The 16,077-nt window shown below is 62.1% G+C and carries 12 protein-coding genes; 11 read left to right on the top strand and 1 reads right to left on the bottom strand.

The window, feature by feature from the left end; all coding sequences use genetic code 11:
• The 4 genes from dnaA (at position 1) to gyrB (ending at position 6,405) form a co-directional block, all read left to right on the top strand.
• Positions 1–1,464 carry a chromosomal replication initiator protein DnaA gene (dnaA, locus tag ACE2AA_RS00005; RefSeq protein WP_395370521.1) on the top strand — a complete coding sequence of 488 codons (1,464 nt, stop codon included), beginning with the start codon at positions 1–3 and terminating at the stop codon, positions 1,462–1,464.
• Positions 1,465–1,574: 110 nt separating this feature from the next.
• Positions 1,575–2,699, top strand: coding sequence for a DNA polymerase III subunit beta (gene dnaN, locus ACE2AA_RS00010; protein WP_141259344.1), 1,125 nt, complete (start codon positions 1,575–1,577; stop codon positions 2,697–2,699).
• 22 nt (positions 2,700–2,721) lie between these two features.
• Positions 2,722–3,846, top strand: coding sequence for a DNA replication/repair protein RecF (recF, locus tag ACE2AA_RS00015; RefSeq protein WP_395370524.1), 1,125 nt, complete (start codon positions 2,722–2,724; stop codon positions 3,844–3,846).
• A 90-nt stretch (positions 3,847–3,936) separates the two neighbouring features.
• Positions 3,937–6,405: a DNA topoisomerase (ATP-hydrolyzing) subunit B gene (gene gyrB, locus ACE2AA_RS00020; RefSeq protein ID WP_395370525.1), complete on the top strand. Its 2,469-nt coding sequence runs from the start codon at positions 3,937–3,939 to the stop codon at positions 6,403–6,405.
• A 4-nt stretch (positions 6,406–6,409) separates the two neighbouring features.
• Here the strand turns inward: gyrB and gph are convergent, their stop codons facing one another.
• Positions 6,410–7,090, bottom strand: coding sequence for a phosphoglycolate phosphatase (gene gph / locus ACE2AA_RS00025; protein WP_395370526.1), 681 nt, complete (start codon positions 7,088–7,090; stop codon positions 6,410–6,412).
• Positions 7,091–7,201: 111 nt separating this feature from the next.
• On the opposite strand from gph, the gene glmU reads away from it, so the two are divergent.
• The 7 genes from glmU to ACE2AA_RS00060 all read left to right on the top strand — a co-directional run bounded on the left by glmU (position 7,202) and on the right by ACE2AA_RS00060 (position 15,918).
• The gene (gene glmU / locus ACE2AA_RS00030; RefSeq protein ID WP_395370528.1) at positions 7,202–8,569 is read left to right on the top strand and encodes a bifunctional UDP-N-acetylglucosamine diphosphorylase/glucosamine-1-phosphate N-acetyltransferase GlmU; all 1,368 of its coding nucleotides are present in this window, start codon (positions 7,202–7,204) and stop codon (positions 8,567–8,569) included.
• Positions 8,569–10,392 (top strand): glutamine--fructose-6-phosphate transaminase (isomerizing), encoded by a 1,824-nt coding sequence (gene glmS / locus ACE2AA_RS00035; protein ID WP_141259349.1) that lies wholly within the window; start codon positions 8,569–8,571, stop codon positions 10,390–10,392. The genes glmU and glmS overlap by 1 nt, the downstream gene beginning before the upstream one ends.
• Before the next feature lie 65 nt (positions 10,393–10,457).
• Positions 10,458–11,453: a glycine oxidase ThiO gene (thiO, locus tag ACE2AA_RS00040; protein WP_141259395.1), complete on the top strand. Its 996-nt coding sequence runs from the start codon at positions 10,458–10,460 to the stop codon at positions 11,451–11,453.
• A gap of 23 nt (positions 11,454–11,476) precedes the next feature.
• A complete protein-coding gene (thiS, locus tag ACE2AA_RS00045; RefSeq protein ID WP_141259396.1) occupies positions 11,477–11,677 on the top strand; it encodes a sulfur carrier protein ThiS in 201 nt (66 codons plus the stop codon).
• A gap of 5 nt (positions 11,678–11,682) precedes the next feature.
• On the top strand, positions 11,683–12,453 hold the full coding sequence (locus ACE2AA_RS00050) for a thiazole synthase (RefSeq protein ID WP_141259350.1): 771 nt from the start codon (positions 11,683–11,685) through the stop codon (positions 12,451–12,453).
• Positions 12,450–13,070 carry a thiamine phosphate synthase gene (locus tag ACE2AA_RS00055; RefSeq protein ID WP_395370530.1) on the top strand — a complete coding sequence of 207 codons (621 nt, stop codon included), beginning with the start codon at positions 12,450–12,452 and terminating at the stop codon, positions 13,068–13,070. Before ACE2AA_RS00050 ends, ACE2AA_RS00055 begins: the two co-directional genes overlap by 4 nt.
• Before the next feature lie 223 nt (positions 13,071–13,293).
• The gene (locus tag ACE2AA_RS00060; protein ID WP_141298629.1) at positions 13,294–15,918 is read left to right on the top strand and encodes a cation:proton antiporter; all 2,625 of its coding nucleotides are present in this window, start codon (positions 13,294–13,296) and stop codon (positions 15,916–15,918) included.
• Positions 15,919–16,077 lie beyond the last annotated feature (159 nt).

Genomic DNA, 16,077 nt, shown 5'->3' on the forward strand with positions numbered 1-16,077 from the left:
ATGACGGGCGGACTGGAAGGCTATGACGCGGTTGCGGAAGCCAATGCGCAGAAAAGTGTGCTCGCCATTCACTGGTCGCGCATCTGCGAACGGCTGAAGGCCGAGGTCGGGGAAGTCGAATACCGCACATGGCTGCGCCAGATCACGGTCGGTCCGGTGGATGAGGATGAGATTACCCTCTACCTGCCCACCCGATTCCTGCGCGACTGGGTGCGTGGACAGTATGGCGACCGGCTGGGCACGCTGTGGAATGCCGAGGTGCCCGCCATCCGTCGCGTTGAACTGCAGGTCGCACGCCCCGGCAGCGCATCCGCAACGTCCCCCGCAGATGGTGTGACCGTCCCCGCCGCCACGACAGAGGCGCGTGAGGAGGCGGTTCCCCGTCCGGCAGTCCCCGCCCCGGTCGCGGAAGAACCGCGCCACGCTGAAGTGCGCAGCGACCTTGCCGCCCCCCTGGACCCGCGCTTCACCTTCGATACCTTTGTCGTGGGTAAGCCCAACGAATTTGCCTATGCCTGTGCCCGCCGGGTTGCGGAACGGCCGTCCAGCCCCGGTTTCAACCCGCTGTTCCTGTATGGTGGCGTGGGTTTGGGCAAGACGCATCTCATGCACGCGATCGGGGCCGAACTGTTGCGCGAGGGCAGGGTGTCCGTTGCCTACATGTCGGCGGAAAAGTTCATGTACCGCTTCATCGCGGCCATCCGGTCCCAGTCCACCATGGAATTCAAGGAACAGCTGCGCTCGGTCGATGTGCTGATGATCGACGACCTGCAGTTCCTGATCGGCAAGGACAACACGCAGGAAGAATTCTTCCACACCTTTAATGCACTGGTCGACGCGGGGCGGCAGATCGTGGTGTCGGCCGACAAGTCGCCTTCCGACCTGTCGGGGCTGGAGGACAGGCTGCGCACCCGCCTGGGCTGTGGCATGGTAGCGGATATCCATGCCACCACGTTCGAACTGCGTATTTCCATCCTTGAAGCCAAGGCCAGTGCGTCCGGCGTGGTGGTGCCCGCCAAGGTGCTGGAATTCCTTGCCCACAAGATCACCTCGAACGTGCGTGAGCTTGAAGGCGCGCTAAACCGCCTGATCGCGCATGCCAACCTGTTTGGTCGTCCGGTCACGCTGGAGGCGACGCAGGATGTGCTGCATGATATTCTCAAGGCCCATGACCGCCGCGTCACCATCGAGGAAATCCAGCGCAAGGTGGCTGAACACTGGAATATCCGCCTGACCGACATGTCCTCGGCGCGGCGTGCACGCGCTGTGGCGCGGCCGCGACAGGTGGCGATGTACCTGGCCAAGCAGTTGACCAGCCGCTCCCTGCCCGAAATCGGGCGCAAGTTCGGCAATCGTGATCATACGACGGTCATGCATGCCGTGACGCGGGTGACGGAACTGATGGAACAGGACCCGGCCTTTGCCGAGGATGTGGAACTGCTGCGTCGCATGCTCGAAAGCTGAATGAATTTAGGATTTAACGGCCTCTTTACCAGCGTCGTCCCGCGCTGCTAGACTGGTCTCCCCCCGTCTGTACGTGCCTGACGTGACGGGATGTGGAGGATATCGTACCGATGAAGTTGAAGGCCGACCGCGTAACGCTGCTCAAGGCACTGGCCCATATCCAGAGCGTTGCCGAGAAGCGCAATACCATCCCCATCCTGGCCAACGTGCTGATCAATGTCGTGGATGGCGCCATGACACTGACGGCGACCGACATGGAAATCGCGGTGGTTGAAGGGGTTGCGGCCGAAACCCAGCGTGATGGCGCGGTCACGGCACCTGCGGCTGTCCTGTATGAAATCGTGCGCAAACTGCCCGATGGCGCGCATGTCGAACTGGACCATGCCGGAGGCGATGCGCCGCTGGGCCTGCGGGCGGGCCGGTTCGCGACCAGCCTGAACGTCCTGGACGTGGATGATTTCCCGTCCATGATGGCAGGCAGCCTGCCGCATGAATTCAGCATTCCGGCGCAGGTGCTGCGTGGTCTGATCGACCGCACGCGGTTTGCCATCTCCACCGAGGAGACGCGCTATTACCTCAACGGTATCTTCCTGCACGTGGCCGAAGGCGATGCGGGACAGGTGCTGCGCGCGGTGGCGACGGACGGGCACCGTCTGGCCCGGGTCGAGACCGAACTGCCCGCGGGCAGCGCCGGCATGCCCGGCGTGATCGTGCCGCGCAAGACGGTGGCCGAACTGCGCAAGCTGCTGGACGAAGGCCCGGAGCAGGTTGATGTGGCCCTGTCCGATACCCGCATCCAGTTTTCCATTGGCAACATCACGCTGACGTCGAAGCTGATTGACGGCACGTTCCCTGAATATGAGCGTGTGATTCCACACGGGAATGACCGCATCCTGCGCGTGGGCAAGAAGATCTTTTCTGATGCCGTGTCCCGCGTGGCCGCGATCAGTCAGGAACGCTCCCGTCCGGTCAAGCTGAGCATGGCGCATAACCTGCTGACACTGTCAGCCGCCAGCCAGGACCAGGGTACCGCGACGGAAGAACTGGACGAAAACCATGTCTCCTATGATGCCGCCCCCATCGAGATCGGCTTTCAGGCGCGCTATCTGAACGACATTACCGATCAGGTGGAAAGGGAAGTGGAATTCGCCTTTTCCGACAGCTCCGCCCCCACCATCGTACGCGATGTGGACAGCCCGTCCGCGCTGTATGTCCTGATGCCGATGCGCGTGTGACCGCGCGCGGCCATCAGGTCGCATGGCCTGCGTAACGCGGCTGGTTCTTACGGATTTCCGTAATTACCACCATCTTTCATGGAAACCGGCGTGCCCGGTCACGGTCATTACCGGTCCGAATGGCAGCGGCAAGACCAACCTGCTTGAGGCGGTGTCGCTGCTGGTGCCAGGGCGTGGCCTGCGGGGGGCGCGCATGGACGAACTGCCCCGTCATGGTGCGGTCCTGTGGGGTGTCGCAGCCGATGTCGCGGCGCAGTGGGGTGATGATGCCCTGTCCATCCAGATTGCCACCGGGGCCGATCCCGTCCGGCCCGAACGGCGGGCGTTTCGCGTGGATGGGCAGGCCCTGCGCAATCGTGACGCCGTAGGTGAATATTTTTCTGCCGTATGGCTGACACCACAGATGGATCGGCTGTTTCAGGAAGGGGCAGGTGGTCGTCGCCGCTTTCTGGACCGGCTGGTGCTGGCGCTTGAACCCGGTCATGCACGTGAACTGGCAGCTCACGACCGCGCAATGATGCAACGCAGCCGCCTGCTGGCGCAGCATGGGGCGGATAAGGACTGGCTGGCTGCCCTTGAACGCACCATGGCGCGTCATGCTGTCGCTACGGTTGCGGCCCGGGTGGATATGGTGGTGCGCCTGAATTCGGATGAACAGGCGGTAGCTGACGGCTTTCCTGCGGCATGGCTGGAGCTGGATTGTCCGATTGCCGGCCGGTTGCGCGAAATGCCCGCCCTTGCGGTGGAGGACTGGCTGGCGGAACAGATCGCGGCGATGCGCATGATCGACCGCCAGCGCGGGGGAAGTCGCTTTGGCGCGCACCGCACCGACCTGCGCATGGCCGACCGGCTGAGCCGACGCCCGGCCAGCCAGTCCAGCACCGGCCAGCAGAAGGCGCTGCTGCTGGGCATCGTCCTGTCACATGCGCGCATCCTTGCCGCGTGCCGGGGGCAGATGCCGATGCTTTTGCTGGATGAACCACTGGTGCATCTGGATGATGTGCGGCGCGACGCCCTGTTTCAGGCTATCGGACGGATGGATACCGGCGTGTTTCTGACCGGAACGGACGATGAACAGTTTGCGCCGTTGCAGCGGATTGCCGAATTCGTGACGCCGGGTATGGGTAATCTTGCGCCGCATGCATGATTTCGATGGGGAATGCTGGTTACGCGGGGTGGTTCAGGCTATAATGCATTCTGTTATTTTGTTGTTATCCGCTGTGGAGCATCTGCCGGCATGTCCGATCAATCCAGTCCCGATCAGAAACACGATGCCGAGGCCGTGGGCGGTGTAACACCCGCCGCGGACTATGATGCGGCATCCATCTCGGTTCTGCGGGGGCTGGACGCGGTGCGCAAGCGGCCCGGCATGTATATCGGTGATACCGATGACGGGTCGGGCCTGCACCACATGGCGTTCGAGATCATCGATAACGCCGTGGATGAAGCACAGGCCGGATTTGCGACCACCTGTATCGTCACCCTCAATGGGGATGGCAGCGTCAGCGTGCGTGATGACGGACGCGGCATCCCGACCGACATGCACCATGAAGAAGGGGTGAGTGCGGCCGAAGTCGTGCTGACCAAGCTGCATGCGGGTGGCAAGTTCAACCAGAATTCCTACAAGGTATCGGGTGGCCTGCATGGCGTGGGTGCCGCCGTGGTCAACGCACTGTCGGAATGGATGGAAGTCCGTATCTGGCGTGATGGCAAGGAACATGTGATCCGCTTCCGCGCGGGCGAACGGGATGAACCGCTGCGCGTGGTGGGCGATAGCAGTGATCCGACCGGCACGCAGGTCACCTTCAAGCCAAGTGCCGAGACGTTCGCCAGGGTGGAATTCGAATTCCCGATTCTCGAACGGCGCCTGCGTGAACTGGCCTTCCTCAATTCCGGGCTGAAAATCGTCCTGCGCGACGAACGCCATACCCCGGCGCGAGAGGAGAAATTCCATTACGAGGGCGGCCTGTGCGCCTTTGTCGAATGGCTGGACCAGGGCAAGAACGCGATTGTCGAACCGCCGATCACCGGTAGCCTGCAGAATGAAGAAAACGGCATCAAGGTCGAATTCGCCCTGACATGGAACGACAGCTTCCATGAAACCATGCTGTGCTTCACCAACAACATTCCCCAGCGTGATGGCGGTTCGCATCTGGCCGGTTTCCGTCAGGCGCTGACCCGCGTGGTCGGTCGCTATGCCGAAGCGAACGCCAGCAAGAAGGACAGCCACGCCCTGAATGGCGAGGACATGCGCGAAGGTCTGACCGCCGTGCTGTCGGTCAAGGTGCCGGACCCCAAATTCTCGTCACAGACCAAGGACAAGCTGGTCTCGTCCGAGGTGCAGCCGGTGGTGCATGCGGCTGCTGCCGACATGATCTCCCACTGGTTTGAAACCCACCCCAAGGAAGCCCGACACATCGTGGCGAAGGTGATGGATGCCGCCGCCGCGCGTGAGGCGGCGCGGCGCGCGCGTGAACTGACGCGGCGCAAGGGCGTTCTGGACATCTCCTCCCTGCCGGGCAAGCTGGCCGACTGCCAGGAACGTGATCCGGCAAAATCCGAACTGTTCATCGTTGAGGGTGACTCGGCTGGGGGCACCGCCAAGCAGGGACGTGACCGGCGGTTCCAGGCCATCCTGCCGCTGAAGGGCAAGATCCTGAATGTTGAACGCGCGCGTTTCGACCGCATGCTGGGTTCAGCTGAAATTGGAACGCTGATTACGGCGCTGGGCACCGGTATTGGCCGGGGTGATGTGGAACATGGTGGCTTTTCGATCGGAAAGCTGCGTTACCACCGCATCGTCATCATGACTGACGCTGACGTGGATGGATCGCATATCCGCACGCTGCTGCTGACCTTCTTCTTCCGGCAGATGCCCGAACTGATTGAAAACGGGTACCTGTATATCGCCCAACCGCCGCTGTACCGTGCCAAGCGTGGCAACGATGAACGGTACCTGAAAGATGACGCTGCACTGGAGTCCTACCTGCTGGACAAGGCGCTGGCCAATGCCACGCTGCGTTATGCCGACGGGCGGGAGGTTGAGGGTGAGGCCATGCGTTCCGACGTGACGTTCATCCGTGACGTGACCCGTGCGCTGTCGCGCCTGTCGGCCCGGGTGCCGGTCTGGATTCTTGAACAGGCTGCCATTGCGGGCGTGTTGCAGGCCGACCCGCAGGCGGTGCCGGAACGGGTGGTCGACCTGCAGGCACGGCTGGATGCGGTGTCGCCCCCTACCGAGCGCGGATGGAAGGTCGCCGTCAGTGACAGCGGCCTGGAAATGGCCCGCAGTGTGCGTGGAGTAGGCGAGGTTTACCGCCTTGAGGCCCTGGCGCTGCGCAGCGCGGAAGTGCGCTGGCTTGCTGACCGTCATGACCGTCTGGTGGCGGATTTTACAGGTCCGGTGCAACTGGTGATTGACGGGCAGCCCCAGCCCTTCAACGGACCGGCGTCGCTGTATGAACGGATTCTGGCGCAGGGCCGCAAGGGGCTGTCCATCAACCGCTTCAAGGGGCTGGGGGAAATGAATGACGAACAGCTGTGGGAAACCACGCTGGACCCCGCCATGCGCACCCTGCTGCAGGTCAAGGTTGGCGATGTGGAAAACGCGGCGCAGGTCTTTTCCACCCTTATGGGGGATGTGGTCGAACCCCGCCGTGACTTCATTGTTGGCAACGCGCTGAAGGTTGCCAACCTCGACGTCTGACCGGTTACGCCGGCACCAGTTCGGCAGCCAGATGAGGGATCTCGGAAATGGAATCGGCGCCGATCGTGGCACCCGCTTCCATTTCGGGGCGGCCATATCCCCAGCGGGCGAAAATGGCGGGGACATGCGCCCCGATGGCCGTGGCCATGTCGTTGTGATGGTCGCCGGTCATGATCGTCCGCGTTGGACTGCCATGCGCCATTTCAATCGTGCCCAGCAGGTGGCGCGGGTCGGGCTTGCGTACGCTGAAGCTGTCGCCCCCGCCCACGGCCACGAACCATTTTTCCAGATCAAGGACCTGCAGGATGTGGCGTGCTGCGGCAACGGGTTTGTTGGTGCATACGGCCATGTGCCATCCGGCGGCCTGCATGTCTTCCAGCATGCTTGCCGTGCCGGGAAAGGGGCGGGACAGGTCGGTTGAATGAGGCGTGTAATCGGCCATGTAGCGTGTCGTGGCATCCGTCACGTCAATGCCGGTGGCGGCAGCCCCTGCATGCACCAGCAGGCGGCTGACCAGGGCTGCCACGCCATCGCCGATCATGGGACGGACCTGTTCCACTGCGATGGGGGGCAGGCCGTAATGGGCCAGAAGCCGGTTGGCGCAGGCCGCAAGATCGGGAAGGCTGTCGATCAGCGTGCCGTCCATGTCAAAAACGGCCAGGCGGGGTGGGAAAGAGTTCATCATGAACGCCTTTGAGTGTGTGAATGAAGTAGCAATCGGAAATTCTAAGTGATGGTATCGCGCACGCATAAGGGTTTGACAGGGTACGCAGGTGCGGAGTACCCGCACACTGCCATGAATACCCAGACCGATACCGCAGTATCCGCCCCCACACGCGTCCTGTCGACCGCTGTCATACTGGCCGCGGGGCGTGGCACGCGCATGAAATCGCAGCGTCCCAAGGTCATGCATCCGTTGGCGGGGCAACCCATGCTGCGCTACCTGCTGGATAATGCGGCTGAAGTCTTTGACCGCATCGTGGTAGTCGTGGGGCCGGACATGGACGATGTGGCGGCCCTTGCCGCCCCGCATCAGGTCGTGGTGCAGGTAGACCGCCTTGGCACCGGTCATGCAGCACGACAGGCGGAAACCCTGTTTGGCGATGGTGATGTCGCGGTCCTGTATGGCGATAATCCCCTGATTACGCCCGATACGATGCGCGGCCTTCTGGCGCAGCGCCGTAATGGTGATACGGACCTTGCCCTGCTGGCCATGGAACCGGCCGATCCGGCGCGTTACGGCCGGGTGGTGGCGCATGACGGGCGGGTCGAGCGGATCGTGGAATGGGCGGATGCCACCCCGGCGGAGCGGGCAATCCGGCTGTGCAATGCTGGCGTGCTGTGTGCCGACGCGGTCGATTTCCGCCATTGGCTGGACGAAATCAATAACGACAATGCACAGGGCGAGTACTATCTGGGCGACGTGGTGACCCGGGCCGTGGCGGATGGCCGCAGCGTGCGGGCCGTCGTTGCGGCGGAAGACGAACTGCGCGGCATCAACTCACGCGCCGAACTGGCGCAGGCGGAAGCCTGCGTGCAGGCCCGCCTGCGCCGGGCGGTGATGGATGGTGGCACGACGCTTGTCGCCCCCGATACGGTTTTCCTGTGTGCCGACACCGTACTGGAACCCGATACGGTGGTGCATCCCAACGTGGTGTTCGGCCCCGGCGTGCATGTGAAAAGTGGTGCGGAAATCCATGCCTTTTCGCATATCGAAGGGGCCGTTGTCGGCCCGGATGCGCAGATCGGCCCCTATGCCCGCCTGCGTCCTGGCAGTGATGTCGGGGCAAAGGCGCGGGTTGGCAATTTCGTTGAAATCAAGGCTACGACGCTGGGCGCGGGTGCGAAGGCCAATCACCTGACCTATCTGGGCAATGCCACGGTGGGCAGCGGGGCCAATATCGGCGCGGGCACCATCACCTGCAATTATGATGGCGTGTTCAAGCACCGGACCGAAATTGGCGCGGGCAGCTTCATTGGCTCGGATTCCGTGCTGGTTGCCCCGGTCAGACTGGGTGCGGGCGTGATTACGGCGGCTGGCAGCGTGATTACCCATGACGTGCCTGATGACGCCATGGCCATTGGTCGGGCACGGCAGGCCAACAAGGCGGGATATGCCGGATCGTTTCGCGAACGGCTGAAGAACAGGAAGGAACGGGGCTGATGTGTGGCATTGTAGGGGTTGTCGGCAGCAGTCAGGCCACGCCGGTTATTCTGGATGCCCTGCGCAGGCTGGAATATCGCGGTTATGATTCCGCTGGTATCGCCACGTTGGAAGAAGGTCACGTTGAACGCCGTCGCGCGGCAGGCAAGCTGGACCATCTGGCCACCCTTCTGGCGCGCATGCCGCTGCCGGGTGTGACAGGTATTGGCCATACACGCTGGGCCACGCATGGGGCGCCCACCGAAAACAATGCCCACCCCCATGGGACGGAACGCGTATCGGTCGTCCATAACGGCATTATCGAGAATTTTGAGGAACTGCGTCAGGAACTGGAGGCGGCCGGACAGGTCTTTTCAACCGATACGGACAGCGAGACGATCGCCCAGCTGGTTGATTACCACCTACAGCGCGGCCTTTCCCCACGGGAGGCGGCGCATGAATGTCTCAAGCGGCTTGAAGGAGCCTATGCGCTGGCCATGATTTTCGCGGGTCATGATGGCATGGTCATCGGTGCGCGCCATGGTGCGCCGCTGGTGGTGGGCTTTGGCGATAACGAGATGTTCCTTGGTTCCGACAGCCTGGCCCTTGCGCCGCTGACACGCCGCATCGCCTATCTGGATGATGGGGACTGGACCGTGGTGACACCCGCGGGCGCTGCGTTCTTTGACATGGCGGGGAATCCGGTTGAACGCCCGGTCAGGCTGACCGCGCTGATTGCGGCATCGGTCGGCAAGGATGGCTACCGGCATTATATGGAAAAGGAACTGCACGAACATCCCGTCGTGATCGGGCAGACATTGCAGCGCCTGATCGACCCGGCCACCCGGCGCGTCGTGATGCCGGACCTGCCATTCGACCTCGCCACCATCCCGCGCGTGGTGCTGACGGCCTGCGGGTCGGCTTTTTACGCTGGCATGATCGGGCGGTACTGGATCGAGCAATATGCGCGCCTGCCAGTCGATATCGATGTAGCGAGCGAGATGCGCTACCGCAACCCGCCACTGGCCACGGGCGGGCTTGGGCTGCTGATTTCCCAGTCGGGCGAGACGGCGGATACGCTGGCGGCCCTGCGTGGCATGCGGGCGGCGGGGCAGCATATTGTCTCGGTTCTCAATGTGGAACAGAGCAGCATGGCACGGGAAAGCGATGCCGTGCTGGGCACCGTGGCGGGCCCGGAAATATCGGTTGCCAGCACCAAGGCCTTTACCGCGCAGCTTTCCGTCCTTGCGTGTCTGACCATCGCCCTGGGGCGTGCGCGCGGGCTGATTACCGCGCAGCAGGAAGAAGGCATGGTGACCGCCCTGCTGGACCTGCCCAGCAAGGCGACCGAAATATTCGAACGTCATGACGAAATCCGCCGCATGGCCACCATCGTGGCGGATGCGCGTGACGTGCTATACCTTGGTCGTGGGGCAATGTTCCCCGTGGCGCTGGAAGGGGCGCTGAAGCTTAAGGAAATCACGTATATCCACGCTGAAGCCTATGCCGCGGGCGAGATGAAGCACGGCCCGATTTCACTGATCGACAGTACGGTGCCAGTGGTGGCGACCGTGCCGTCCGGGCCTCTGTTTGAAAAAACGCTGTCCAACCTGCAGGAAGCCAGGGCCCGTGGTGGTCGCCTGCTGGTGTTCACGGACATGGCGGGTGCGCCGCGGCTACGTGAAATCGCGGAATGCGTGGTGGCGATCCCGACAGTAGATGAATTCGTGGCCCCGATCCTGCAGACCATCCCGGTGCAGATCCTGGCCTATGAAGTCGCCCTGCTGAAGGGCACGGATGTGGACCAGCCACGCAACCTCGCCAAATCCGTGACTGTTGAATAGACACAAGGGCCATAACCGGCACAATCACCGCTAGTACATACAACCGGAACAGGGGCATGACGCACATGGCAGTACAAACGGCAATCCCCCATGGGGCAGGACCGTCTGTCCTTGTGCGCGGTGCGGGCGTGTCGGGTCTGACGGCGGCCGTGACCCTGGCTGAACGCGGCGCGCGGGTCAGCGTGCATGAATGCGGCGGGCGTGTCGGCTGGGGGGCGTCATGGAAGGCTGGCGGCATGCTGGCCCCATGGTGCGAGGCCGAGTCCGCCACCCCGGACGTAACCGCACAGTCCCTTGCTTCCCTTGACTGGTGGGACGCGCATGTGCCCGGCGTGGACCGCAATGGAACCCTTGTGCTGGCGCCGCCGCGTGACGTGCGCGAAATCATGCGTTTCGCGCGCCGTACCTCACATTATTCCACGATTGGCGAAGGTGAGATCGCGCAGCTTGAACCTGACCTTGCCGACCGTTTTTCCCGTGCGCTGTTCTTCGCGGGCGAAGGACACGTCAACCCGCGCGACGCCCTGCAGGCACTGGCTGTAAGGCTGGTGGAACTGGGGGGCAGCCTGCAGTTCAATGTGCCACCTGACACCAGTACGGCAGGCTATGACTGGGTGGTGGACTGCACCGGTATAGCGGCGCGCGACCAGATGGCGGACATGCGTGGGGTGCGGGGTGAAATGCTGCTGCTGCGCTGTCCCGATGTCACGCTGCATCGCCCGGTGCGCATGTTGCACCCACGTATTCCCATCTACATCGTGCCCCGTGCGGGACATGTATATATGGTAGGGGCAACCATGATTGAAAGCGAGAACGCAGGCCCCATGACCCTGCGTTCGATGGTGGAGATGCTGGGGGCGGTCTATGCCCTGCACCCGGCATTCGGGGAGGCCGAGATACTGGAAACCGGCACCGGCCTGCGCCCGTCCTATCCCGACAACATGCCCGCCGTCAGGCAGTCGGGACGGCATATCCATATCAACGGCATGTATCGCCATGGCTTCCTGCTTTCCCCTGTTCGCGCGGCCGAGGCGGCTGATATCGTGTTGGGTGAAGGCTGAACCCGGCAGAAGGGGGAATGGACATGCAGATTCTGGTGAATGACGAACATCATGATGTTACGGCAGCAAGCCTGGCTGCGTTGCTTGATGAACTGGGTTATGATGCCACTGCCCGTATCGCCACTGCGGTGGATGGCTGCTTTGTTGCGGCCAGCAGGCGTGCGGCCCATCCCCTGCATGATGGGGCGCGGGTGGAAATTCTGGCCCCCATGCAGGGAGGATAACCGCAATGACCCTTTTTTACGGCACTGAACTGTCGTCACGCCTGATGCTGGGCACGGCGCAGTATCCGTCCCCCGAAATACTTGCTGATGCCGTCCGTCGCGCCGGGGCCGGAGTGGTTACCGTGTCACTGCGGCGCGAGGCGGCGGGGACGCGCGCGGGACAGGCGTTTTGGGCGCTGATCCGTGAACTGGATGTGCCCGTCCTGCCCAATACGGCGGGCTGTCATACCGTGCGTGAAGCGGTGACCACGGCACAGATGGCGCGTGAAGTGTTCGGCACGGACTGGATCAAGCTGGAGGTGATTGGTGAATCCGATACCCTGCAGCCCGATATGTTTGCACTGGTCGAAGCTGCCCGTATCCTGACGGAAGACGGGTTCAAGGTCTTTCCCTACATGACCGAGGATCTGGTCGGTGCGGAACGCCTGCTGCGCGCGGGATGTGAGGTACTTATGCCATGGGGTGCGCCCATCGGGTCAGGCAAGGGGCTGAACAACCTGTTCGGGCTGCGCGCACTGCGCGCACATTTTCCCGATGTGCCCATGGTGGTTGATGCCGGGATTGGCGTACCATCCCACGCAGCACAGGCGATGGAACTGGGATATGACGCGGTGCTGATCAATACGGCGGTAGCCAAGGCAGGCAACCCCGCGGAAATGGCGCGGGCCTTTGCCATGGCGGTGGAAGCAGGCCGCATGGCCTATGTTGCCGACCCGATGGAGGAACGTGACATGGCCGTGCCCTCCACCCCCGTGATCGGGCAGGCCGTACTATGAACACCGCTCTCCCGTCGCGCATCTATCCGGTCGTGGACGCGGCGCACTGGGTTGGCAGTCTGGGACAGGCGGGCGCACGACTGATCCAGTTGCGGCTCAAGGATATGGCGGAAGACAATCTGCGCCGTGAAATCCGTGAAGGTATCCGCCTGGCCCGTGCGCATGATGTGTGCCTGGTGCTGAATGATTACTGGCAGCTTGCGATTGAGGAAGGGGTGGATTTCATTCATCTGGGACAGGAAGATCTGGATACGGCGGACCTTTCGGGCATTCGCGCGGCGGGACTGAAGCTGGGGGTCAGCACCCATAGTGATGCTGAACTGGAACGCGCGCTGTCGGTTGCCCCCGATTACGTGGCGCTGGGGCCGGTCTGGCCCACGAAACTGAAGAAAATGCCCTGGGGACCGCAGGGCACGGAAAAACTGTCGATATGGAAGCAGCGCATTGGCGATATTCCGCTTGTCGCCATCGGGGGGATTACCCTTGCGCGCGCGCCGCTGTGTATTGCGGCGGGGGCCGACTGCGTATCGGCAGTGTCCGATTTCATCCGCATGCCGGACCCGCAGGCACAGGTCAGGGCATGGCTGACCGCCACTGACCACGCGGTCAGGATGTGAAATTCTGGAACATAATGTGATGCATCATGTGTTGTTGATGCAACGTTGGTGTGGCATTATTGATACTTGGCATATGGGGCTGCGAAGGAACGTCTTTCACGGCCAGATGTTGGTCTTGTAAGCCGGATTCTGTTGATCTGAAACGTGGTGGACATAATCTGTTCATGGTCAGCCATTAGGATCGGGCTGTAAGCGCAATATGGCCGGAAATCGGGGATTTTGAATGGAGATAGCGGGTCTGGCAGCAATTCTGATGGCAATTGCCGTGCTGCTTGTCGTGGTCAGCGCGGTCCAGCCGCTTGCCCGCCGTCTGGAACTGTCCGAAACCGTCCTGCTTGCCATTGTGGGTATCGTGATCGGTGGCGCCGCCGACCTTGTGCTGCGCAATTCCCATCTGGAAATCTTCAATGGCGCGGCACAGACGCTGCTGGATTTTCCCCTTAACAGCGAAGCATTCCTGCTGATTTTCCTGCCCATACTGGTATTCCAGGGGGCGCTGGGCATTGATGTGCGCAGGCTGGCGCATGAAACCGCGACCGTGCTGTTGCTGGCAGTGGTGGCGGTGGCGGTCTCGACCGCAGCTATTGGATTCGCGCTATATCCCTTTGCGGGTATGCCGCTGGCGGTGTGTCTGCTGCTTGGTTCCATTGTCGCGACGACGGACCCTTCGGCAGTCGCAGGAATCTTCAAGGAAATCGGTGCGGCAAGCCGCCTGACGCGACTGGTGGAAGGGGAGGCGCTGCTGAATGACGCGGCCGCCATTTCCATTTTCACCATCCTGCTTGGCTCCATCACCTCGCATCACAAGATCATGCTGGGTGGCGCGGTGCTGGAGTTCCTTGTCTCCTTCATTGGCGCGCTGATTATCGGCATCGTGTTCGGCCGCCTGACCCTTATGGTCATTCCGGCTCTGGGGGCGGCACCCGCGGCGGAGGTCACGCTGACGGTGGCGCTGCCATACCTGTCCTATATCGTATGTGACGAATTCCTGGGTTTTTCCGGCGTGGTGGCCACGGCTGCGTCTGGCCTGACGATTTCGATCTACGGCCCGTCCACTTTCCGGCCACAGACCTGGCGATTCCTTAACGAATTGTGGCAGCAGCTTGTCTTCTGGGCCGGGTCGCTGGTGTTCGTGCTGGCATCCATGCTGGTGCCGCGCCTGCTGGTGGGCATGACCAAGTGGGACTGCGTGCTGATCCTGCTGGCTGCAGGCGCGGGGCTGCTTGCGCGCGGAGCGGTGGTGTTTGGCATGCTGCCCATCCTTGCCGCCACCAAGCTGTCGCCGCCCGTGCCGACCCCGTTCAAGGTCACGATGGTATGGGGGGGGCTGCGTGGCGCCATTACGCTGGCGCTGGCGCTGGCCGTTACGGAAAACGAACATGTTTCCAGCAGTATCGCCCACTTCATCGGTATTATCGCCACGGGATTCGTGCTGATTACCCTGTTCGTGAACGGGATGTCGCTGCGGTATCTCGTGCTGTTCCTCAAGCTGGACCAACTGCCGCTGATTGATCAGGCGCTGCGTCACCAGATCCTTGCCATAGGGCTGGGGGAAGTGCGTGACCAGACGCGGGAGGTCGCGGGCGAACTGGGCTTTTCCTCCAACGTCACCAATACGGTGGTGGAGGTAATTGATCGCCGCGTCCATTCGGAAGAACAGGCCAATACCTTTGACACCGCCCTGGGGGACCGGCAGCGCGTCACGCTGGCGCTGATTGTCGTTGCCAACCGGGAGCGCTCCATCCTGCTGGACCTGTTCCGCATACAGGGGCTGTCGCGCCGCGTGATGGAAACGCTGCTGCGTTCGGCCGAGGCAATGGTGGATGGCGCACGGCTGGAGGGACGTTTTGGCTATGTCCGCGCCCTGCGCCGCCGCCTGCGCCCATCGCTGCGTTTCCGTGTGGCGCAGGTCATCCACCATCGGTTCAATTTCGACACCCCCCTCATGTATTGCATGATGGAGCGGTTCGAGATGCTGATGATCGGCTATTTCGTTTCCCTGTCACTGACCCGCTTCATGCGCCAGCGCATGGAGCCGACGCTGGGAACACGTATCAGTGAAATCGTGGGTGAAGTGCTGGGGCGGCAGTGCAAGCTGCTGGATGAGGCATTGCAGACCCTGCGACTGCATTACCATGGGTATTCCGAGGCGCTGGAAAACCGTATGCTGCGCCAGATTGCACTAAGGCTGGAAGAAGAAAAATACGATACCCTGATGTCCGAATCGCTGTTGAGCGAGGAACTGCACCGGGAACTCCACCGCGATGTGGAACACCGGCGCGAACAGCTGGATTTCAGGCTGAAATTCAATATCCGTGCGGGGATCGAAAGCCGCATCCATAAATTCCCCCTGTTTGAAGGGATGGCCGATGGCGTGCTGCATGACATCGCCATGAAAATGTCCATCCACTTCTCTTCTCCCGGGGAGCGGCTGTACCGCAAGGGACAGAAGGTGCGCACGGTCTATTTCATCAGCGCGGGTCTGGCGGAGACCCATTACCCCAAGCACGACGTGCGCTTTGGCGCAGGGGCTGTTCTGGGTGGGGAAGAAGCGTTGAAGGATGAACGTGTCACCGCGACCAGCCGTTCGCTGCAGTTCGGGCATTTCATGACGATGAGCGCACGCAACTTCCGCAAGCTGGTGGAAGATTACCCCCGTATTGGCGAAAACCTTGAACGTCTGGCACAGGCCCGTAACAAGGGTGAACTGCCCGATGCCCAGCTTCTACCGCAGGATGGGGAAGGCGCACCGCAAAGTCCTCCATCATATGATGCCATCGACCTTGCCACGGCACCCGTTACCCGCGCCATTCCCGTCCGGCAGGATGGTCAGGTCAGTGACGCCTGACCTTTTGGGACGATACCGATCCATCTGATTATATGGCTGCTGCGTGTAGCCGGGTCCGGTGCAGTTCAGGTACCTGTCTTGGAATGGCGATTGGGGGCCTGCAGGGCCTTATCTTGCTGCTGTGTGCAAGCAAATGCTGCCATGCAGGGCGCGATGGTG

Source organism: Komagataeibacter diospyri, from assembly GCF_043995075.1.
Classification (GTDB): domain Bacteria; phylum Pseudomonadota; class Alphaproteobacteria; order Acetobacterales; family Acetobacteraceae; genus Komagataeibacter; species Komagataeibacter diospyri.